Raw genomic sequence first — 20,160 nt, 5'->3', positions numbered from 1 at the left:
GTTATCGATCACGTCATTGTGTACGCGGGCGCACTAGTCGCGCTGATGCGCGCGCTCGCGCTGCTTGTCGACTTCGGCCTGGGCGCGGGCCTTCTCGGCCTCGGCTTCGTGGGCGGCCGCCTCCCGCTGGGATTCGGCCTTGTCCTGCTGGGCCTGGCCTTCGCCGCGCAGTGCGTCATTGCCGAAGACGGTGCCGGCGGCCTCTTTGACTTTGCCCTTGGCCCCCTCTACGACTCCTTCGACGCCTTCCTGGAAACCGCCCTTTTCGTGCTCGGACAAGAGAAACACCTCCACAGTGTCGGTATTACCTGACAATGCGGCGGTACCCGGGCCCCGGAGGCCGAAACACCGGGCGCCGCAAGGTGACTCGTGTCGATTGTCACCGCACGGGCCGTGATTGGCCCGTGCCGCCGCGGGTATCCCGCTGTAATCGGCGGCCGCGTCGCCACGGAAAGGGTTGCGACCATGACGGGAGACCGGGGGAATTCGGGGGACGAGATTCACGACGGCCCCGGACTCGCCCTGGCCACCGCCGGAATCGTGGCGGTCGCGCTGACCATGATGGTCGCCGGATACGGTTTCACCGGCTGGGCGATTCTCAGCGGGCTGGCGGGCGGGCTCTGCCTATGGACCGGAATAGCGATGATTATCGCTGAACAACGGCATCGGGCGCACTCGCGCGACGATCACAATCGTTCCTGACGATCGCCCGGAAAAGTTAGCTCGCAAACTTTTAGCATCCCGAAATCCCTGGTGGCCATACATATTCGAGGTTGCAGATGTACTTGCATCTGCGCGCAGCACGGTCATAGACTCGAGTGGCAAGGCACCGTAGGGGACAACCAGGGAGCCGAGCGGTGGATCACCGGCGATTCCGCGCCATCGGTTTAACCCTCGGCTTGGCATCAGGGGCGTTCTAATGAATCAGCCAATCAACCTCAGCCGACTCGGGTTTGCCGATAGAACCCGGCCGGAGCAATCATGCTCACATGAGACGGCAACCGCTTTCGTCATTCATCAGGTCGAATCCACTGGAGCGGCCACTCGGTATGATTTCGATATCGAGCGAATAGTCACCACCGCGCACGCGATGGTGAACGACTGGGATCTGCACATGATGCAGCCGGAAGCGTTCTGGCGTATCGCTTCCAGCTTTATCAGGCAGTAGTTCCGGGACGAACAAGAGAACATTCGGCATACGCAGGCAGGGGCCCCCAAAAGGGGCCCCGCAGCCTGTATCCGTAAGTTCCTATTCTCCGATCAGAGCGCGTCGGCGATCTCCGCCAGCAGTTTGCGGGAACGCTCCGGCGCTTCGGCCTGCACACTCAGTTGATCCATGACCTGGCGGTAGAGCTCCAGATCCGCCCGGCGGTCCAGATAGAGCGCGCTGGTCAGCTGCTCCAGGTAGACGATATCGGGCAACTCCATCTCCGCGAAGCGGAGCATTGTGAACGAACTGCCCGCTGCCGCATGACCTCCGGCCGTGTACGGCAGGATTTGAATGGTCACATTCGGCAGCTTCGACAGTTCGATCAACTGATGGATCTGATCGCGCAGCACAGCCGCGCCACCCACCGGACGATGCAGCACCGCCTCGTCGAGCACGGCCCAGAAGCTGGGCGCGCTCGGGCGGGTCAGCAGTTCCTGACGGTGCCGGCGCAGCGATACGCGCCGCTCACCGTCTTCGTCATGGCCGAGTGCGACGATGGAGCGGGCGTAATCGGGGGTCTGCAAGAGGCCCGGAATCAGCTGTCCCTCATAGGTTCTGATGGACTTGGCCGCATACTCCAGGCCGAGGTAGGTCTCGAACCACTGCGGCAGCAGGTCGCTGTAGCGGTGCCACCACCCAGGCTCATTCGCCTTGCGCACCAGATCCAGGAACTGTTCACGCTCTCCGAGATCGTCGACCTTGTAAAGGGTCAACAGGTCTCGGATATCGCGCTCCTTGAATCCAGTCCGCCCGAGCTCGAGGCGACTGATCTTGGCATGGGAGCCGCGGATGTGTTCACCGGCGGCCTCCCTGGTGATGCCGTTCTCTTCCCTCAACTTTCGTAGCTGCCCGCCCACTGCGATACGCAAAGCGGTCGGGCCACGGTCTACGACAGCGGAATTCGCCCGACCGTGAGGAACGGGTTCTGCGATCATGGGGTCCACTCCGATGCTCGGGTTTTCCGGCAGTGGGCCACAACCGCAACCGCAACGTCGCGTTCCACCGCGCCGATTGCCAATGCTACCGCTCAGAGAGCGAGATCGTCGAACTCTCCGCTCTTGGCGCCCAACAGGAAGCATTCGATCTCGGGGCGGGTGTAGACCAGTACCGATCCTTCCGGATCACGAGAGTTTCGCATGGCCACCTCGCCGTTCGCCAGTTTCGCGAGTTCCACGCAGTTACCGCTCGGGTTGCTGAAAGTGCTCTTGCGCCAAGCGAGTTGAGCGACGTCCATGTCGATACGGGTTGCCGGATTGTCCATCATTTCAGACTCCTTGCCAGTACCACCCGTGAGTGGTGTCCCAGTACTTGCAAATGTTCGGTCAAATGTTCTTACAGTTGCAACCGCAAGTAGAACGATAGCACGCGGGTAGCCCGCCATCGATCCCTTGATTTCCGTGAATCCTTTGCAACACAACACCTTTGATCTTGGTCAACGGCGTGGCGATGCGAAGTTGTGAAGAAATTCAGACATTTCATACCGTACGGTCTGCGCCGTAAACGCTTGTGACGTCATGGAACTCGTGCAGGGCAATCTCTGGCGAACACCCCGGACATCCCCCGAGTCAGGCAAAGCGGATGCTCGAATCGACAGCACCCATCCACTGACGGGCGGAATAGCGAACAGTTGCCGGTCGCCCGCGGCCGCCCCCGCGCGGTATGGCAGGGTGGCCGCAAGGTCCCCGCCACCATTCCGGACATTTCGTCACAGTGGCGGATAACGCGTAATCCCATACGCCACAACAACACCGAACCGGACCAATCCCACCGACACGCGTGCTCGAACGTACAGATGTACTTGCATCTGCTCCTTGCACCCTCATAGACTTCGGGACAACCATTCACCCTCGGCCAGAGGCATCCAATGACACAGATGCTCGCCCACAGCACCGATCTCTCCGGTGACGACTGCGATTACGAACCGCGCGGTCTGAATTACCGCCGGGCCCGGACCATTCTGCGCGCACATGATCAACACTTCGCGTGCCGGCAGTATCTAGCGGCCATCGCCTATCTCTCCGCGGACAATGACGTGGACTGAATGCTTGCCCGGGTGACGCGGAATAACTGAATTCTCTTGCGCAATACGGGCTCCGGCGGGTACTCCGGATAGGAAACCGCCGTCACGTGGAGAGCGCCGAGATGATTCTTACTACCGCGCACGACCTGTTGACCCAGGACTATCTGGCCCAAGTCTTCAACCCCACGCCCGAAACCCCGCCTGTCGCAGACAAATTGCTGCGCCTGGTTCGGTATTTCACCTGGTTCGTCCTATTGGCCGGGGTGCTCGCCATCATCTACGCGGGCGGCCGATTCGCCTGGGAGAAGTGGAGCGGCGGTGCGCTCACCGCACCGAAGCAGATTGCCGGGGCACTGGTCGGCGGCGTCATCGCGACCAGCGCGGGCACCATCATGAACGCCGTCATCGGACAGTAGCGCGGCTCCCGGAACCTCCGCACAAAACAACGCCGGGCCGGTCCTGTCGTCTCAGACAAGACCGGCCCGGCGTTCGTCTATATCCGCCCGAACCTACGCCGTCGCGGCGTGCACGGTCTCCTCCACCTCCGGAATCGCGCCGGACAGTTCCTCGAACCGGGCGATCACCTTCTGGTGGTAGAGGCCGAACAGATCCTCGAACAGCGCCAGCTGCGCTTCGCTCGGCCCACTGTCCGATTCCCAGACCGCGACCAGCGCGCGCCAGACCAGCACATGCAGATCCGGCGATACCGCGAAGTAGGCGTCCACCGCCTCGGGCACCTCGAGAATCATCTCGCCGATGGAGTTGAGCACCGCGCGCTGCATACCGTGCCCGAGCGCGGTGAGCAGTCGCCGCAGCAGGTTCAACTCGATGCGCAGCATGCGGTGCGGATCCGGATCCGCGCCGCGCGCAAGGGTTTCCAATTCGTCGATATCGGCCTTGAGTTCGCTCGGATCGACCGCGCGTTCACTGCCGGTGTAGGCGAGCAGCGCCTCCAGGGCGATACCGCGCTCCTCCTCGACGATATTGCCGAACATCTCCGCGGCCACCTCGGGCTCGGGCATGGAGAGCCGGAACAGTCGCCGGTACACATCCACACCGCCCTCGGCGCGCACATCGCGGATCACGAATCCCTTACCGCGATGCGCGTCCACGAAGCCGTACGACTCGAGCCGTCCCAGAATCAGTTGCGCCGTCGCACGATTCAGATCGAACTCGTCGGCCACCTGTCGAACGGACGGCATGAGTCCACCGGGCGTGTACTGCCCGGATGCCACCCGCCGTGCCAATTCGTCGGCGACGTCGGCGACGACCGTCCGGTCTCCCATCGTGTCACCTCTCCACATTCTGATTCACGTCCCAGACAGTGTATGTGTTCAGTCGGACAACTGCACAAGTGTTCGCACTGCCCATATCAGCCAGTGACACAATCTTGTCGGTCTAGGTACTGCCGGATTTCGCCAATAGGTCCGAAATAGTGACAAAGGTGTAGCCGCGCGCCTTCAATCCGGCGGCGATCAGCGGGATGGCGGCCAGGGACGCGGCCCCGGATTCGTACATGGCATGCAGCAGGATGATCGACCCCGGCCGCACGTTCGCCAGCGTCTCGGTCACGATCTGCTCGGTGGTCGGCCGCTTCCCGGAGTCGGGCTCCACATCCCACATGACCGTGGTGCGGTCGTGGTCGGACAGGTACATGGGCAGCCCGAAGAGCTTCTTGCCATTGGGCGGACGCACCGTGACGGTCCCGCGGTAACCGGTCTTCGCGATTTCGGCGTCGGTGCGCTCGATTTCATCGCGCACGGTGCCCGGCCCGACCAGAATCATCCGCCGATGCGTATAGGTGTGATTACCGATCTCATTGCCCGCCCGCGCGATTGCCGCACCCTGGTCCGGATGCGCGGCGAGTTCGGAGCCGATGAGATAGAACGTGGCCGGAATTCCGGCGTCCGCCAGGGCTTTCAGCAGCTGCGGCGTGCGTTCGGTCGGCCCGTCGTCCAGGGTCAGGGCCACCACGGGTTGATCGGTGTCCACCCGGGGGACGATTCGCCCCGCCACCTGATAGGTGCGCGAATTCATCAGCACGTAGAGCCCGGCCGCGGTCAGCAATAGGACGACCGCGCCCAGGGCGGAACCGAGGAACAGCTTGCGGCGCATGCGAAATCCTTACGCGTCGTGATCGGTGACGGTCCGCTCCAGGTTCGCGCCCCAGTGTCCGGCCCACTGCCACAACGGTTTCAGCGCCGTCCCGAGTTCCTTACCGGCGGTGGTCAATTCGTATGACTTATCCGCCTTCTTGACCACCACGCCGGCTTCGGTCAGGCGCTGCATGCGCACCGAGAGCATGCTCGACGAGCAATTGCCCATGCGGCGGCGCAGCTCCAGGAATCCGAGCGGTCCGGGTTCGAGTTCCCAGACCACGCGCAGCATCCAGCGCTGGCCGAACAGTTCCATGGCGGCCAGTGCGGGGGCGGGCGGTTCGCTTGCGCTTCTCATTCAGAACCACCATATTGATTCTAAATCAGAAGCACTCGTCGGGGTTGGAGGAACGGATATGAAGCGAATCGTGTTGATCACCGGTTCATCTCGCGGCATCGGCGCGGAGACGGCCCGGGTGCTGGCGGCGCGCGGCGACCACGTCGTGGTCAACTACCGGGAGAAGCGCAAGCGGGCCGAAACCATCGCGGCGGAGATCCGGGCCGCCGGTGGCAGCGCGTCCACCGCGGGCGCGGATATCGCGGACCCCGGCAGCGCGACCGCGCTCATCGACAGCGTCGTATCCGAATTCGGGCGGCTGGATGTGCTGATCCTGAACGCCTCGGGCGGTTTGGAACGCGATGCCGCACCCGATTACGCCATGGCACTCAACCGGGACGCCCAAGCCCACCTGACCCGCACGGCACTACCCCATCTACCGCGAGGCGGTCGCCTGGTCTTCGTCACCAGCCACCAGGCCCACTTCTCCCCCACCCGCCCGGTCCCCACCGGTTATGAACCCATCGCCGCCAGCAAGCGCGCGGGTGAAGACGCCCTGCGCGCCATGGTCCCCGAATTCGACAGTCGCGGAATCACTTTCACCGTGGTGTCCGGTGACATGATCGACGACACCATTATCGTCCGGCTGCTGGAACGCCGTGATCCCGACGCCGTCACCGCCCGCCGCGATCAGGGCGCGCTCCCCACCATCGAGGATTTCGCGACCGCGATAGCCGACGCGACCATCGCTCCCGCGCCGGACAACCACACCGTCTACGTCGGCGGCCAGGACTTCCCACTGCTGACCCCGGCACCCTGACCTCGGGTTGCGGGCGTGGCGGAGGCGTCAGCGGGCGTCGGCCGCCAGTCCGATCCCGAGGCCGATCAGCACGGCGGCCAGCGCTCGTTCGACCCGCTGCCGGATCTCGGTGCGCCGCAACCAGGTTCCCGCCCGATCGGCGGCCAGGACGATGCCGACGCACCACAGTGTGTCGATCACCAGCTGGATGGCGGCCAGAATGATGACGGTCGGCAGGACGGGGCCGGTGCCGGGCAGGAATTGCGGCAGGATCGTCAGCCCGAATACCGCGGCTTTCGGGTTGGCGGCAATCGAGACCAGTGACGCGCGGAAAGCCGCCGCCGGGGTGTGCCCGCCCGGCAATACCGAGGTGAGCGCGGTGCCGAACGCCTGCTCGGCCTTCGAACTCCGCGCGCTGCGGGCACTGCGCCAGGCTTGAATCCCCAACCAGATCAGCATGGCCGCGCCGAGAATATGAATTCCCACGCTGAGCACCCGGTTCGCCACCAGCAGCGCAGACAATCCGGCCCCGCCGGCCAGCGTCCAGCCGAATACGCCGATCTCGTTTCCCGCCACCGCCGCCAGCCCGGCCTTACGGCCGTCGCGCACCGAGCGCTGCAGGAACAACGCGGTGGCCGGACCCGGCAGGGCGGCCAGAATCAGACAGGCGAGCATGAACGCGGGAAGGACCTGGACCCAGTGCGGCATCAGCCGATGCTGACAGGTGCGCCCGCACGCCGCCACCCGTTTCGACGGCCGGGCGGGAGTACGTTCGGGTTGGGATAGGTGGAGCGGAGGAGGTGCGCGGTGGTGGATGACGTGGAGAAGCGATGGCGGCATCCGCGAACCTTTCGGCGGGCGGCACGCTATGTACTGATCGTGCTGGCGCTGGCGGCGGTGGTGGGTGCGGGGGCCACGGTCTGGGCCGCCGCACGGGAGCGGTGTCTGGACGCGGACACGATGCTCTGTGACAGCGCGTCGAAATTGGCCGTCGGGCTGGGTCCGGGGCTGGTGTTGCTGTTCGGTGGCATCGGGGCGTTCGTGCTGACCCTGCGGGAGTGGCGGGCCGGTGGGGCCTGGCCGATCTGGCAGGGAGCCGGATGGTTCCTTTTCACGCTGATGGTCGCGTATCTGGCCATCGCGGGTGGGTCCGCCTGACCGCTCAGAGGGGACAGCGCGCCGTGCTGTCCGCGGAGACATCGTGATGGTCGAACGGGGTGCCGTGAATACCGACGCGAGCGGCCAGGAACTTCGCGACCTTGATATTGCGCTCCCAGAACGGATCCGAACCCGCCGTGCGGCGCGTCATGCGGCGGCGGGCACCGGGTAGCCGATCATCGACTGCGCGCAGGCGTACGGCAACGGTGGTGGCGACCGCGGTCGCGTCCATCCACGGCCGGACCGGAACATCACGAAGCGGGGTGTCCGCCAACAGGGTTCGCACCAGCGGTTCGCTGCTGTAGAACGCCAGCGCCCCCACCATCGGCGCGGTGGCCGCGATGCGCGCCCGGCCCGGCAGCGAGCGATCGGCGAAGACGCGGGTCGCCGCACCGGCCATGGCGGCGGTGCGCTCAGGGGCGACACCGGCGGTGGCGACCATATAGTCGACCATTTCCATACCTTCGGCGGCCGAGCGCGGGATGAGTTCGTCGGCAACGCCGAAACAGTGCGCGATATAGGCCCAGTAGTGCATGACGGCATCGAGTTGCGCTGTGCTGCAGCGCCTCCCGTGCACGTGGTCGAAGCAGATCGGGGTCAGGCCGAAGGTGACGGCCGCGCCCATCGTGGTGGCATTGGAGATCGGATTGCCGTGCAGCGCGAAATGCTCCGCGCCCCAGCGGCGGCGCAGCATGGCCCGCACCTGGGCGTGCATGAGCCGCACCCGCACGGTGTCGTGCAGGATCGGTGAGCGGCGTTCCAGGGCACCGGGTTCGGTGACGCTGCCGAACCACACCGAGGTTTCGAGATTGCGGCGGTAGGGATCTCGTACGAAGCGCCCCGTCTCCCCCACCGCCGAGGCGACTTCCGCGCCGACGAAGGTGCCCATGAAGTCCTGAACGCCCATGGCCATTTTCCCGGCGGTGGAGACGTTGACCCAGAGCCGCCGCCCGTATTCCCACAGGTCCGGGTCGTACCAGTCCGGCGGATTGTCCACGCCCGCGAAGAGATTCACGAGTTCGGCAGGCGGATCGTCGACGCTGTCGATGCCGTGCGCCAGCGCCCGATTCAGCATGCGCCGCCCGCCCGCGGTACCCAGCCGGCGGAAGGCCGCCACCACCTCGTCCATGGGTTCATCGCCCTGCCAGAGGTGATCGGCCATGAGCCGGGTGCGGGGTGTCTCGCGGGGCTCGCGGAATACCGGCATCCACGGTGAGAGCATGGCCTTACGCGGTTCGTACCAGAGGTCCGAGGCCACCGCGCGTCGCGGCGGCGGCCGCAGCGGCATGCCCGCGCGGTAGTAGTAGTCGTAGGGGTGCGTGGTCGCGGGCTGGGGATCGGTCTGTGGCCGCATTGCTCAAAACCCTGTCAGCTGACGGAATGTGGTGACCGCGTCCGTGCCGGAATCGGCGTGGACCGGGCAGTAGTGCTTGGGATCGGCGCGATGTTCGGGTGCGGGCCAGAGCGCCCGAGGCGCTTCCGGCGGCGGTAACCCGCCCGGCCGTTTCCCGGCGGCGCGGCGGCGTGCGGCGCGAATGCGCGGGAACGCGTAGTTCACCTCGGCCGGGGTGATGCGATTGGCCGCCGACAGGGCCCGGCACAGCCGATCGAAGAGCCATTGATCGCGTGCGGTCCAGGTGAAGCCCATGGTGCGGCGGATGGCGGGATCGCACAGTCCGACGGTGACGAATTTGACCAGTCGCCCGCCGCCGGGGCGAATCAGCTTCTCCCACAGTGGTTCCGGAAGCCGCCGCAGCACCGGGAACGGCGGAACGGGTGCGTGATCGATCAGGTTGAACACATCCCAGGCGGCCCTGGTGGGTTCGAGGGTGTCCCGGCACATATCGCGCCAGTACCGCTGGAAGGCGGGCCAGGATTCCGGCACCACCCGCATGCTCATGCCGTACAGCTCGTACCAGCGGTAATGCTCTCGCCAGAGTTGTTCGCGCTCGGGCGCGCTCAGCCCGCCCATGAAGAGTTCGGCCGTGCGCAGGGTCTGCACGAAGAACACCGCGTGCGCCCAGTAGAAGGTCTCCGGATCCAGCGCGTGATAGCGGCGGCCCTGTGCGTCGACGCCTTTGATCTCGCGGTGGTATCCGACGATCTCCCGTGCGGTGCGCCGGGCGTGCGGTCCGTCGAAGACCACCCCGAGAATCGGATAGGCCGAACGCAATACGCGCTGATACGGCTCGCTCGCGATATCGGAATGGAATTCCACGCCCGCACCGAGTCCGGGGTGCATGTTCTGCACCATGCCCATGAAGAATCCGGTCGGCGCGTAATACAGCGACCCGAAGATTCGCCATGTCAGCGAATCCGGTCCCAGCGGTTCCGGTTCGGGGCGCGGGTCGCTTCCGACCTCGGCGTGTGTCACCATGGCCACAGGCTGACACGAATATTTACTCGCATTCAATTCGCGTTCCGAACCGCAGTGGAAATGACATGCCACCGAAGCGACAAGTCCCGAAATCGCCTGCCGCACCCCGGAAAACGCCGCGGCAGGACCGCTCGCGCGCCATGGTCGGGCGGATCGTGGACGCCGGTGAGCTGGTGCTCATCGCGCACGGTTACGACGGCTGTTCCACCAATCGGGTCGCCGAGGCGGCGGGTATCAGTCCCGGATCGCTGTATCAGTACTTCCCGAACAAGGACGCGGTGGTGGCGGCGGTCATCGAGCGGTACACCGGTGTGGTCGCCGAGCGGGTGCGCGCCCGGGTGGTGGCGAATATGACCCGCGATCCGGAAATCGCGGTGCCCGAAACCATTTCCGAACTCCTGGACGCCCTGGGCACCCATCGCGAACTGCTGCGCGCGGTGGTGGAGCAGACCCCGCGACTGTCCTCCGGCGCGACGGTGCTGGCGTTCGAACAGCAGATCGGCGAATTGGCGCGGCTGGGATTGTCCATGCGCTCACGCGCGGTTCCGCCCGATGTCGATTTCGACGCGGCCGCCTGGATGCTGGTGCGCGCGGTGGAACATCTCACCATTCGATATCTGCTCGATGATCCGCCGATCCCGCGCGAACGCTTCCTGGCCGATATCACCCGCCTGGTACTCAATTACTTTCGCGAGCCGCGACCGCGAGCCGAACGCGAGTAATCCGGCGGCACTACAGCGCGAGCAGCAGGTCCACCGCGCGGGCTGCGCTCTGTGCCGCGCTCTCCATGGTGGCGGACCAGTCGGTGCTGGTCCAGTCGCCCGCGAGCACGAGCGTCGGTATCGAGGTGCGCTGGCCCGGGCGCAATCCGTCGGTGCCGACCACCTGCGAGAAGGTGGCGCGCGGCATCGGAACCACCTGCGCGTACAGCACTTCGGCGTCGGCGGCGGCCGGATAGTAGCGGCGCAGCAGTGCCATCTGCTCGTCCACCACTTCGTGGCTGGGTTTGTGCACCTGCCCGTAGGCCCCGCTGGTGGTGAGGCAGTACAGCCACCCGTGTTCGGTGCGGCGCCCGTGCATGCGCTGCCGATCGAAGACCTGGTCGATGACATCCGCGCCGCCGATCAGCGCCTCCATCGCGGCTTCGGTGCCCAGTGGGCGATCCAGGTACAGGTTGGTGCTGACGATCGGGGTGTACCCCAATTTATCGGCGGCCGAATAGATCTCATCGTGTTCGGGCAGTTCGTCCAGCAGTCCGCCGAGATAGGAGTTGGGTACCGCGCACACCACCGCATCGGCCGCGATGACATCGCCATCGGCGAGCGTCACGCCGGTGACAGCACCCTTCGAGATCCGAATCCGCCGCGCCACAGCGCGATAGCGCACCTGCACGCCGTACCGGTCGAAGACCCGGTGCGCCCCGGTGACGAAGAGCGTATCGAGATCGGTGGTCGGATAGCCGATGCTGACCGCCCGGCGATGCTTGACGCCCAGTCGAATTCCGGTGGCGAGCACATCGGCGAAGACCTTGGCCGATTCCTGCCGCACCGGTTCCGCGGCGATGCCGAGCGCCAGCCAATCCCACAGCGCCTCACGCGCGGTGGCGGGCATGCCGAGCCGCCGGAACCATTGATCGGTGGTGAGATCGGCCAGATCGGCGGGCTGACGCAGACTCTGCCAGCCCATGCGCATGGTGGCCATCGCGGCCCGGGCCCGATCGCCCGCGCTCGCATCGGGGTGCGCGCCGAGTAGCGAACGCAGGGCCTGAAAACCCTTGGTGCCCATGGTCGTGGTGCGCCCACCCGGCCACCGCAGCACGCCCCGATGCGGGAATTCCACGTAATCGCGGGTGCCGACGCTGGTCAGGTACCGGAACAGGTGGTCATAGCCGCTGGCGATGACATGCTGCCCGTTATCCGGAATATCGTGCAGCGCGGGCACTTCGAGCGCATGGGTGCGCCCGCCGAGCCGGCCGCGCCGCTCCAGCAGTGTGACCTGTTTACCGGCCTCGGCCAGCCACACCGCGGAGGCCAGGCCCGCGAGCCCGCCTCCGATCACCACATACTGTCGCGGATCGTTCATGCGTGCTCCCGGAGCCATTGCCTTCACTGGCAAGGTAGTCCTCCGGGAGCGCCGACATGCCGTGTTCGGCTGAAACGTGTTGCTGTTAAACGCTTTCAGGCTGGGCGTTACGCCGGGTCAGCAGCGGATACGCGGCGCACACCAGCACGCCCCAGACCACTCCGACCACCACCGCGGTGCGACCCGATTCGGTGAAGAACAGCAGCACCACGACCAGCGCCAGGAAGGCCAGCGCCACCGCGGAGGTGAACGGCGCACCGGGCAGCCGGTAGTCACTGGCCGGGAGCGCTCCGGCGCGCACGCGAGCGCGATAGATCATGTGGCACACCAGGATCACGCCCCAGACGAAGATGATGCCGATGGTGGACACCGAGGTGACATACCCGAACGCCTTCTCCGGCGAGAAGTAGTTCACGCCGACACCGATCACCATGACCGCCGCCGATACCGCGATTCCGGCCGCAGGCACCGAACGAGAGCTCAACTCGCCCAGCCCCTTCGGGGCCTCATCGCGCTGGGCCAGACTGCGCAGCATGCGCCCGGTCGAGTAGATGCCCGAATTGCAGGAGGACAGCGCCGCCGTCAACAGCACGAAATTGATGATGGCCGCCGCGCCCGGAATGCCGATCTGCTCGAACACCTCCACGAACGGACTGCGACCCGAATGGAAGGTGCGCCAGCTGGACACCGACATGATGACGATGAGCGCGCCGATGTAGAACAGGCCGATGCGGAACGGCAGCGTATTGATCGCCTTGCGCAGCGTCTTCTTCGGATCGCGGGCCTCACCGGCGGTCACGCCCACCAGTTCCACACCGACGTAGGCGAACAGCACGATCTGCAGCGCCAGCAGGGCCTGGCTGAACCCGTTCGGGAAGACGCCGCCGTCGTTCCACAGGTTGCTCACGGTCGGGTTGGCGGCGTGGCCGAACCCGAACAGCAGTACCCCGATGCCGATCAGGATCATCGCGATGATGGCGGTGACCTTGATGGTGGAGAACCAGAACTCGCCCTCGCCGAAGAGCTTCACCGACACCAGGTTCGCCACGAACATGACCCCGAGCACCACCAGCGCGGTCACCCACTGCGGGATGTCGAACCAGTACTGCACGTACTTGCCCGCCACGGTGATCTCGGCCATGCAGGTGGCGACCCAGACCGCCCAGTAGGTCCAGCCGGTGGCGAAGCCCGCGAAGCGGCCCAGGAATTCATTCGCGTATTCGGCGAAGCTGCCGGTGACCGGGCGATAGGTGAGCAGTTCGCCCAGTGCCCGCATGATGACGAAGATGGCCAGGCCCGCCGCGAGGTAGGCCAGAATGAGTGCGGGACCGGCCTGTTCGATGGCGCCGCCCGCGCCGTAGAACAATCCGGTCCCGATGGCCCCGCCGATCGCGATCATCTGGATGGTGCGCGGGGATAGTCCGCGCGAATAGCCCTCGTCGGTGGTGGCCGCGCCGGTCTCGGTGACCCGCGCCTGCCTGTCCGATGCAGTCATACGTTCCTTCCACGAGCGAGCGGCCGCACCGCTGAGCGGCGTGGTTCACACCGCGTCACGTGGGCCGCGCCGAGCTAACCGGCGGGTTGCCGCACTCGGTCCAACGGCGTGTCACGCTACCGCAGAGGTATCGCGCGTCACAGGCGGCGGGCCGCCAGCGCTGGTGAGGAAGGTGCGGGATCTACCGATCGGTAACCTCAGGCGTCGAGATCATCGACCAGTTCCAGTCCGGTGACGATCTCGGTCTCGATCCGAATGACATGGTCCATCGGCATATTGATCCACGGGTCCAGCAGCGTCTCGTAGCGCTGGGTCTGTTCGGGATCCATCACCACCCGGGCCACGCCGGTGACGATGACGCTCCAGCCGCGCCGGGTGTGCTCATCGAAGTCGTCGGCCTCGTACGCGACGATCTGCCCGTCACCTCGCAGCAGACTTGCGCCCAGATTCGCCCGCACTACGACAGCGTCCGGTTCGACAATATGGTTCACGGGCCTGATGATCGGAAGTCCGCGACGCGAGAAAACGATTCGGCCGTATTGTGCGCTTGCCAACCGCTCGAGTGAATCGGCAGCCGAGAGTTCGCGCAGCTTTCGTGACCCTTCGCCGCCCATTCCTCCGATTGTGGTCGCTTCTTCGGAATTTGGCCAATTGTGTTGCCGCAACGCAATGTTCATAGGCCGGGCTCAGTGCACCGGAGGTACTTCCACCTGCGCCGGAGCCTTGTCCGTGCGCAAACCTTTCCAACTCGGCATACGGAGCCGGGCGCCCGCGAATTCGCGATACTGCACATCGCCCACCAGGATCGGATCCACCCAGTGCCAGCGGCCCGCCGCGGCTTCCGGCGGCGCCGGGTCGAAAGGGCTTGTGACGACCTCGATTTCATCGAGGGTGCGGCGAATAATGCGCCGGGCGGTCTGGGTGAAGCCGGTGCCGACATTGCCGATGTAGGCGAATCGACCGGTCTCGTCGTATGCGCCGAGGACCAGCGAACCGAACGTGGGAGCCATCGCACCGGTCCCCGGCGTCCAACCGGCAACCACCACTTCGGTAGTGCGCCGCAGCGGTGTCTTGATCCAGGCGGGCGATCGACGGCCGGGCAGATACACCGAATCGACGCGCTTCGACACGATGCCCTCGAGGTGATGGTCGCGAGCCGCATTCAGCAAACTGTCCGCATCCATATCGAGCCAGTGCGGCGGGGCGGAGAGCGGGTCGGTGAACTCCAGTCCGGCCAGTATGTCCCGGCGCGTCAGATACGGCTCGGGCATGGTGTCGCGATCCCCCAGCGTGAGGATGTCGAAGGCGAAGAACCGTACCGGAACCTCCGCGACGAGCTGTTCACCCGGCCGCGCCACATGCATGCGCCGCTGCAGCAGCCCGAAGGAGGGCGCGCCGTCCGGCCGCTGCGCCACGATCTCGCCGTCCAGGATCAGAGATCCCTTACCCGCCAAGGTCTTCAGCGCGGCCACCAACTCCGGATAGGACGAGCCGACGGAGTTGCCGTTGCGACTGTAGAGCGCGCACTCCCCCGCCGCGCACACCGCGATGATCCGCACCCCGTCCCATTTCATCTCCACCGCCCACCCGGGCTCGTTCGGCGGCGTACCGCCGACCGCCAGCATGGGGGCCGGGACACCGGACAGCGGCCAGACCACGGCGGGCCGCTACCCGCGCAGACAATCGGGCAATGGGGACATGCCCCGGAGTTTGCCGCTCGATTGCCATTCCGGGCGGGCGACCCGCCGGGAGCGATCCCTTCGTTACCGCGTCACCGCGCTACTGAGCCGAGATGCCCTGCTGACGCAGCACATCCAGCACCTCGCCGTAGCTCAGCGAGGAGTTCACGGTGAGGGTCTCCGAGGACTTGTCGGCGTTCACCGCACTGGTCGAGTCCATCCCGCGCAGTGCGCGTTCGGCCTGATCGGCATCGGCGGAGAAATGCGGGAGTTGGAATGTGTAGGCGCTCATACTGTCTGCCTTCCGGGTGGATTTCGCGAACACTTCCGCAATGACCGGCGAGCCGCCCGGCAAACCCCGGCGCGTCGCCCAGCCAAACCCGGACAACCCCGCGTCCTGCGGGTTTGTTGTGCCGTACCGCGGGAATAGCGACAGTATGTTCACCATCATCGGGCTCATCGCGCTGGTCGCGGCCGTGGCCGTAGGGGTCGCGGGGATAGTCGCCAACAGCGGCGGAAGCCATCTGCTCTCCGGCGGTTTCACCGTCTTCGGTCATAACTACACGGGCTCCTCGGGCCTACTTTTCGCGTACGGCATCCTCATCGGCGCCGTCGGTACCTGCGGGCTCATCATGCTGCTGGCGGGCACCTGGACCACCTCCCGCCGCGGTATCGCCGCACGCCGGGACCTGAGACAGTCGCGGCGCGAAATGGCCGCCGCGCGAAAGGAATTCGGTACACCCATCCCGGATACCGCGCCCGCCAGGCCGGTCGCGGCGAAGCCCGTGATGGCGAAGCCGGCGCCCGCCGCCGCCCCCGCACAGCAGCCACAGTGGTCGATGAACCGCTTCCTGCGCCGGCCGTCGGCCGACACTCCGGCCAACCCCGCAACAACCTCCAAATAGGAATTCGTCATGATTGTTCTCGGACTCGTCCTGCTCGTCATCGGCTGGCTCGTCGGCATTCCGCTGCTGACCACGCTCGGCATCATCGTGCTGGTGGCCGGTCTGGTGCTCTGGGCGCTCGGCTCGGTCGGCCGTCCGGTCGGCGGCAGGCGCTGGTATTACTAACCCTCATTGACAGCATTGACAGCTCGCGACCGCCGCGAGGCCCATCCGATAACGTCACCACCATGAGTGTGACTGTGCTCGTTCCGGATGATTACGGCCTCGCGGCGGTCGCGCGTCTGGAGGGCGTGCGGGCGTTGCGTTTCCGGCTCGGGGAGCCCTTGCCCGCCGGGGCCGAGGAGGCCGAGGTGCTGGTGCCCGGGTTCCTGGTCGGCCCCGAAGCGGTGCATATGACCTGGGAGCTGCCGAAACTGCGACTGGTGCAATTGCTCACCGCCGGTGCGGAGGCGTGGGTCGGGAAGGTGCCCGAAGGGGTCATGCTCTCGATCGCGCGCGGTGCGCACGGGGCGAGCACCGCCGAATGGGCGATGACCGGATTGCTCACGGTGTACCGGGAATTCGTGGAGTTCGCGGCGGCGCAGCGCGAGCACCGGTGGACCCAGCACCAGACCGACACCCTGTCCGGGAAGCGAATTCTGATCGTGGGCGCGGGCGATCTCGCCAATGAGCTGGAACGCAAGCTGCTCGCGTTCGACGCCACGGTCGCCAAGGTCGGCACCCGGGCACGGACGGGCGTGCACGGGGTGGACGAATTGCCCGGGCTGCTGGGCGATTTCGACGTCGTGGTGCTGATGGTGCCGGTGACCGCCGCGACCACCGGCATGGTGGACGCGCGATTCCTGTCCCGCATGGCCGACGGCGCGATCCTGGTCAATGCGGCACGCGGTCCGGTGGTGCGCACCGACGCGCTGCTCGCCGAGCTCGAAAAAGGCCGTCTGCGCGCGATTCTCGATGTCACCGATCCGGAGCCGCTGCCCGCGGGGCATCCGCTCTGGGATGCGCCGGGTGTGCTCATCACCCCGCATGTGGGCGGCAGCAGCCGGGGCAGTCAGCAGCGCGGCTGGGCCATCGCGGTCGAGCAGATCGGCAGATATCTCGCGGGTGAGGCGCCTCAGCACCTGGTGCACGGCGAATACTGAACCGGGAGGCGCGGCGAATACCGCTCCGCGCCCGTACATCTCGCGATCAGCGGCTGCCCCTGGCAGCTCAGCGACCGTCCCCGCCGGATCAGCTACCGTCCCCGCCGGATCAGGGTCAGAGGCTGTCCTTGCCGATCGGCCGGTTCATCGACCGCCATTCCCGGTCCCAGCGCGAATTGCGCCGGGTTTCCAGCACGGTCCCGGTGATCCACACCGTCGCCGCTGCGGCACACCAGCTTTCGACCAGAATGGCGAGCCCGGTGCCGACGCCCTCGGCCGCGGCCGCACCCGGCCGTGCGGGTGCGATGGTGGGGTTGCCGTCATTGCCGATCCACAGCGGCACCGTACTGCCCACGGTCTGCGGTGCGGGCACGTCGATGGTCGCGATCACGGTGTGCCCGTCGTGATTCCAGGTCGCGGGCGCCTGATACCGGTCCTGGTGCACCCCGTACCGATCGGCCGCCGGCAGCCGCAGCGTCTCCCCGGTGAGCGTGGCGTCCACATGCTCCTTACCCGCGTCCTGTGCCGCGATCCGAGCCGCCGCCCCGGTGTAGCTCACGGTCCCGATCGCACCCGATACCGGTATCGCCACCACGACGGCCGCCACCGCCAGCGCCCGGACCACCACCTCGAATCGATCCGAAAACCGCATGAGCGGATTGGGATTCCACGGCCGGACCCGCCAGGCCCGCACCGACGTGGGAGGACTCTCCGACACCAGGACCACCTCCTCCACGGCGTCGCACTACCTTGATATCGGTAGCCATACCCACTCTGATACCCCTCGAAAAGCGGATTGTCCAGCGGGAACTCGGATTCGGCGGGTGAGGCGGACGATCGGCGCGCGGATCACCACCGTGTTCGCGATTCGGGCCCTGCACCAAGCGGCCGATCCCCGGACGGACGCGACCACCACATGCCCTCGCCCCGGGTCAGACCCGGCAATCGCTGTTCGGCAGAGCGGACCCGGCGCGCGGGAAGGGTTCCGGTGAGCTGCCAGCCGGTCGCGCCGGGCACGGTGTCCTCGATATCCGCGCCGAGTTCGGTGAGACAGGACAGGACCGGTGCGATCGTGTCGGCGGGGAACTCGGCCTCGAAGGCGTGGCAGGGCTCGTAGATTTCGGTTCCCGCGGCGTCGAGGGCACGGGCGAGCACCACCGGTGTCAGCGCGCGGAAGTCACCGGCGGTGCTGAGCGGGCCGACGAAACCCGAACGGGTCAGGGTGACAACGCAATCGGTGACGGGCCTGCCGTGTGGTCCGGTGCGCAGCGTGGCCTGCACCGTCTCCTCGATGGCGCAGTGGAAGGCGTGCGGTAGCGCGCCCAGCTCGGTCTCGTAGCGAAAGGCGGTACCGGATCCGATGGGCGCTGGGTCGACGCGCAATCCGATGGTGGCCCACCAGCCGCCGGGGCTGGGTGCGCGCCTGCCCATTTCCTCGCAGGATTCGCCGCTGTCGCGCGGTCGTTCGAAATAGGCGGGGCGGAAGGGTTCGAAGATCGCGGCTATGCCGAATTCCTGTGCCAGGGTCGCGGCGATGATCTCCTGCTGGATCTCGCCGTACAGCAGTAGTGCGGTGCCGCCGCCGGGTGCCGCGGTCGCGTGGATGAAGGGGTCCTGTTCGGACAGTTGTCGCAGGGCCAGGTGCAGGCGGGCCGCCGCGCTCGGATCGGCGGACCTGACCACCGTGCGGAATGTCGGTGCGGGAAAGTGTTGTGCGGCACTGTTTTCCGAACCCTCGGCACCGATCCAATCCCCCACCCGCAGTTCGGCCGGGCCGCTGATTCTGGCGATGCCGCCCGCGCGCAACCGGTCGGCGGCAGGCTCGCCGATGACCTCGACGGCGGTGATCCGGCCGGTGTACGAACTCTCGGTGCCATCCGGGTCGCGGCGACGCATGATCACCTGCTGACGCGGGATCACCGTTCCCGCGAACAGCCTCAGATAGGCGGTTTTGGCACCGGATGGTCCGCGTTCGAGCGCGAACACGATGCCCTCGGGATCGGCGGTCTCATCGCCGGGGTGCGGGCGCAGCAGCGCGGTCATACCGTCGATGAGCGCGCCGATGCCCTGACCGCTGATGGCCGAACCGAAGTACACCGGATGGGTGCGGCCCGCGTCGACGCTGTCCGCGAACGCGGTCCACAGTTCGGCGGGGGTGGGGTCCGGCCCGTCGACCAGGCGATCCAGCCAGGCGTCATCGGTGTCGGCGAGCAGCTCCGACAGGCGAGCGGTGAACTCCGGGGCCGCAGGTGAGACCGCGAGTGCGCGGGCCGATCGGGTGCCGAGGTCGCACACCTCCGTCATGGGGATCAGATGCGGTGTCAGCCACCGCCGAATATCGTCGAGCAGTTCGTCCCGGCGCGCACCACGCCGATCGATCTTGTTGACGAAAAGTACTACCGGCACGCGCATTTCGCGCAGCGTGCGCATCAGGCGGCGGGTCTGCGCCTGGACGCCCTCCACCGCGGACAGCACCAGGATCGCGCCGTCGAGCACCGCGAGCGCGCGATCCACCTCCGCGATGAAATCGGAGTGCCCGGGAGTGTCGACCAGATTCACCTGGACGTCGTCGGCGGTGAAGGACACCACCGAGGAGCGCACGGTGATACCGCGCTGACGTTCGATCGCGCCGGTGTCGGTGCGGGTATTGCCCGCGTCGACTGCACCGAGCACGTCGATGACGCCGGTATCGAACAGCAGGCGTTCGGTCAGGCTGGTTTTACCGGCGTCAACATGCGCCAGGATGCCGATATTGAGGGTGTGCCGAATATGCATGGGAGTCGAAGTCCTCGAAAGTCACCGTCCGGTAAGGGATTTGGGGTGTATCGAGGAATCGGCGCATGGCATCTCCCGCTGTGAA

Annotated in this window: 26 protein-coding genes; 10 read left to right on the top strand and 16 right to left on the bottom strand. The window is 66.3% G+C overall.

The window, feature by feature from the left end:
• Nucleotides 1-33: 33 nt before the first annotated feature.
• Entirely contained in the window at nt 34-279 is a 246-nt protein-coding gene (locus tag ACFC0O_RS38520; RefSeq protein ID WP_375967141.1) for a CsbD family protein, read from the bottom strand.
• Between the two features lie 186 nt (nt 280-465).
• On the opposite strand from ACFC0O_RS38520, the gene ACFC0O_RS38515 reads away from it, so the two are divergent.
• Nucleotides 466-702 carry a hypothetical protein gene (locus ACFC0O_RS38515; protein ID WP_375966999.1) on the top strand — a complete coding sequence of 79 codons (237 nt, stop codon included), beginning with the start codon at nt 466-468 and terminating at the stop codon, nt 700-702.
• Between the two features lie 217 nt (nt 703-919).
• The gene (locus ACFC0O_RS38510; protein ID WP_364633488.1) at nt 920-1,168 is read left to right on the top strand and encodes a hypothetical protein; all 249 of its coding nucleotides are present in this window, start codon (nt 920-922) and stop codon (nt 1,166-1,168) included.
• Between the two features lie 92 nt (nt 1,169-1,260).
• On the opposite strand, the gene ACFC0O_RS38505 is transcribed toward ACFC0O_RS38510, so the two are convergent.
• Nucleotides 1,261-2,145: a helix-turn-helix domain-containing protein gene (locus ACFC0O_RS38505; protein ID WP_375966998.1), complete on the bottom strand. Its 885-nt coding sequence runs from the start codon at nt 2,143-2,145 to the stop codon at nt 1,261-1,263.
• 92 nt (nt 2,146-2,237) lie between these two features.
• Complete coding sequence (locus tag ACFC0O_RS38500) at nt 2,238-2,474, bottom strand: DUF397 domain-containing protein (protein WP_375966996.1); 237 nt, start codon at nt 2,472-2,474, stop codon at nt 2,238-2,240.
• Between the two features lie 609 nt (nt 2,475-3,083).
• Between ACFC0O_RS38500 and ACFC0O_RS38495 the strand changes: the two genes are divergently transcribed.
• Together ACFC0O_RS38495 and ACFC0O_RS38490 are read left to right on the top strand one after the other, a co-directional pair.
• A complete protein-coding gene (locus tag ACFC0O_RS38495; protein WP_375966995.1) occupies nt 3,084-3,251 on the top strand; it encodes a hypothetical protein in 168 nt (55 codons plus the stop codon).
• Nucleotides 3,252-3,352: 101 nt separating this feature from the next.
• A complete protein-coding gene (locus ACFC0O_RS38490; protein ID WP_364633481.1) occupies nt 3,353-3,646 on the top strand; it encodes a hypothetical protein in 294 nt (97 codons plus the stop codon).
• Between the two features lie 93 nt (nt 3,647-3,739).
• Here the strand turns inward: ACFC0O_RS38490 and ACFC0O_RS38485 are convergent, their stop codons facing one another.
• From ACFC0O_RS38485 to ACFC0O_RS38475, 3 genes are all read right to left on the bottom strand, one after another.
• On the bottom strand, nt 3,740-4,516 hold the full coding sequence (locus tag ACFC0O_RS38485; protein WP_375966993.1) for a GntR family transcriptional regulator: 777 nt from the start codon (nt 4,514-4,516) through the stop codon (nt 3,740-3,742).
• Between the two features lie 112 nt (nt 4,517-4,628).
• Entirely contained in the window at nt 4,629-5,345 is a 717-nt protein-coding gene (locus tag ACFC0O_RS38480) for a polysaccharide deacetylase family protein (protein ID WP_375966991.1), read from the bottom strand.
• A gap of 9 nt (nt 5,346-5,354) precedes the next feature.
• Nucleotides 5,355-5,684, bottom strand: a complete 330-nt coding sequence (locus ACFC0O_RS38475; protein WP_375966990.1) for a winged helix-turn-helix transcriptional regulator — start codon at nt 5,682-5,684, stop codon at nt 5,355-5,357.
• A gap of 58 nt (nt 5,685-5,742) precedes the next feature.
• Here ACFC0O_RS38475 and ACFC0O_RS38470 point away from each other — a divergent pair, with 58 nt between their 5' ends.
• On the top strand, nt 5,743-6,483 hold the full coding sequence (locus ACFC0O_RS38470) for an SDR family oxidoreductase (protein WP_375966988.1): 741 nt from the start codon (nt 5,743-5,745) through the stop codon (nt 6,481-6,483).
• Nucleotides 6,484-6,510: 27 nt separating this feature from the next.
• Here ACFC0O_RS38470 and ACFC0O_RS38465 read toward each other — a convergent pair whose 3' ends face one another.
• The gene (locus ACFC0O_RS38465; protein ID WP_375966987.1) at nt 6,511-7,170 is read right to left on the bottom strand and encodes a LysE family translocator; all 660 of its coding nucleotides are present in this window, start codon (nt 7,168-7,170) and stop codon (nt 6,511-6,513) included.
• A 99-nt stretch (nt 7,171-7,269) separates the two neighbouring features.
• Between ACFC0O_RS38465 and ACFC0O_RS38460 the strand changes: the two genes are divergently transcribed.
• A complete protein-coding gene (locus ACFC0O_RS38460) occupies nt 7,270-7,620 on the top strand; it encodes a hypothetical protein (RefSeq protein ID WP_375966986.1) in 351 nt (116 codons plus the stop codon).
• A gap of 4 nt (nt 7,621-7,624) precedes the next feature.
• On the opposite strand, the gene ACFC0O_RS38455 is transcribed toward ACFC0O_RS38460, so the two are convergent.
• A complete protein-coding gene (locus ACFC0O_RS38455; RefSeq protein WP_375966984.1) occupies nt 7,625-8,974 on the bottom strand; it encodes an oxygenase MpaB family protein in 1,350 nt (449 codons plus the stop codon).
• A gap of 3 nt (nt 8,975-8,977) precedes the next feature.
• On the bottom strand, nt 8,978-9,997 hold the full coding sequence (locus ACFC0O_RS38450; RefSeq protein ID WP_375966982.1) for an oxygenase MpaB family protein: 1,020 nt from the start codon (nt 9,995-9,997) through the stop codon (nt 8,978-8,980).
• Between the two features lie 65 nt (nt 9,998-10,062).
• Here ACFC0O_RS38450 and ACFC0O_RS38445 point away from each other — a divergent pair, with 65 nt between their 5' ends.
• Nucleotides 10,063-10,719 carry a TetR/AcrR family transcriptional regulator gene (locus ACFC0O_RS38445; RefSeq protein ID WP_375966980.1) on the top strand — a complete coding sequence of 219 codons (657 nt, stop codon included), beginning with the start codon at nt 10,063-10,065 and terminating at the stop codon, nt 10,717-10,719.
• A gap of 10 nt (nt 10,720-10,729) precedes the next feature.
• On the opposite strand, the gene hpnE is transcribed toward ACFC0O_RS38445, so the two are convergent.
• The 5 genes from hpnE to ACFC0O_RS38420 all read right to left on the bottom strand — a co-directional run bounded on the left by hpnE (nt 10,730) and on the right by ACFC0O_RS38420 (nt 15,545).
• Complete coding sequence (hpnE, locus tag ACFC0O_RS38440) at nt 10,730-12,079, bottom strand: hydroxysqualene dehydroxylase HpnE (RefSeq protein WP_375966979.1); 1,350 nt, start codon at nt 12,077-12,079, stop codon at nt 10,730-10,732.
• Between the two features lie 85 nt (nt 12,080-12,164).
• Entirely contained in the window at nt 12,165-13,574 is a 1,410-nt protein-coding gene (locus ACFC0O_RS38435) for an amino acid permease (protein ID WP_375966978.1), read from the bottom strand.
• 197 nt (nt 13,575-13,771) lie between these two features.
• A complete protein-coding gene (locus ACFC0O_RS38430) occupies nt 13,772-14,188 on the bottom strand; it encodes a pyridoxamine 5'-phosphate oxidase family protein (RefSeq protein WP_375966977.1) in 417 nt (138 codons plus the stop codon).
• Nucleotides 14,189-14,260: 72 nt separating this feature from the next.
• Nucleotides 14,261-15,232: a non-homologous end-joining DNA ligase gene (ligD, locus tag ACFC0O_RS38425; protein WP_375966976.1), complete on the bottom strand. Its 972-nt coding sequence runs from the start codon at nt 15,230-15,232 to the stop codon at nt 14,261-14,263.
• Between the two features lie 121 nt (nt 15,233-15,353).
• A complete protein-coding gene (locus ACFC0O_RS38420; RefSeq protein WP_364633453.1) occupies nt 15,354-15,545 on the bottom strand; it encodes a hypothetical protein in 192 nt (63 codons plus the stop codon).
• Nucleotides 15,546-15,690: 145 nt separating this feature from the next.
• On the opposite strand from ACFC0O_RS38420, the gene ACFC0O_RS38415 reads away from it, so the two are divergent.
• The 3 genes from ACFC0O_RS38415 to ACFC0O_RS38405 all read left to right on the top strand — a co-directional run bounded on the left by ACFC0O_RS38415 (nt 15,691) and on the right by ACFC0O_RS38405 (nt 17,300).
• Entirely contained in the window at nt 15,691-16,158 is a 468-nt protein-coding gene (locus tag ACFC0O_RS38415) for a hypothetical protein (protein ID WP_375966975.1), read from the top strand.
• A 9-nt stretch (nt 16,159-16,167) separates the two neighbouring features.
• Nucleotides 16,168-16,323 carry a hypothetical protein gene (locus ACFC0O_RS38410; protein ID WP_364633449.1) on the top strand — a complete coding sequence of 52 codons (156 nt, stop codon included), beginning with the start codon at nt 16,168-16,170 and terminating at the stop codon, nt 16,321-16,323.
• Between the two features lie 62 nt (nt 16,324-16,385).
• Nucleotides 16,386-17,300 carry a 2-hydroxyacid dehydrogenase gene (locus ACFC0O_RS38405; RefSeq protein WP_375966974.1) on the top strand — a complete coding sequence of 305 codons (915 nt, stop codon included), beginning with the start codon at nt 16,386-16,388 and terminating at the stop codon, nt 17,298-17,300.
• A 115-nt stretch (nt 17,301-17,415) separates the two neighbouring features.
• Here the strand turns inward: ACFC0O_RS38405 and ACFC0O_RS38400 are convergent, their stop codons facing one another.
• Nucleotides 17,416-18,018 carry a hypothetical protein gene (locus tag ACFC0O_RS38400; RefSeq protein ID WP_364633446.1) on the bottom strand — a complete coding sequence of 201 codons (603 nt, stop codon included), beginning with the start codon at nt 18,016-18,018 and terminating at the stop codon, nt 17,416-17,418.
• Nucleotides 18,019-18,149: 131 nt separating this feature from the next.
• Nucleotides 18,150-20,075, bottom strand: coding sequence for a GTP-binding protein (locus ACFC0O_RS38395; RefSeq protein WP_375966972.1), 1,926 nt, complete (start codon nt 20,073-20,075; stop codon nt 18,150-18,152).
• Nucleotides 20,076-20,160 lie beyond the last annotated feature (85 nt).

This window comes from Nocardia sp. NPDC056100 (assembly GCF_042266325.1).
Classification (GTDB): Bacteria; Actinomycetota; Actinomycetes; order Mycobacteriales; family Mycobacteriaceae; genus Nocardia.
Note: the sequence above shows the minus strand (reverse complement) of the source record. Positions and strands in the feature narration are given on the sequence as shown.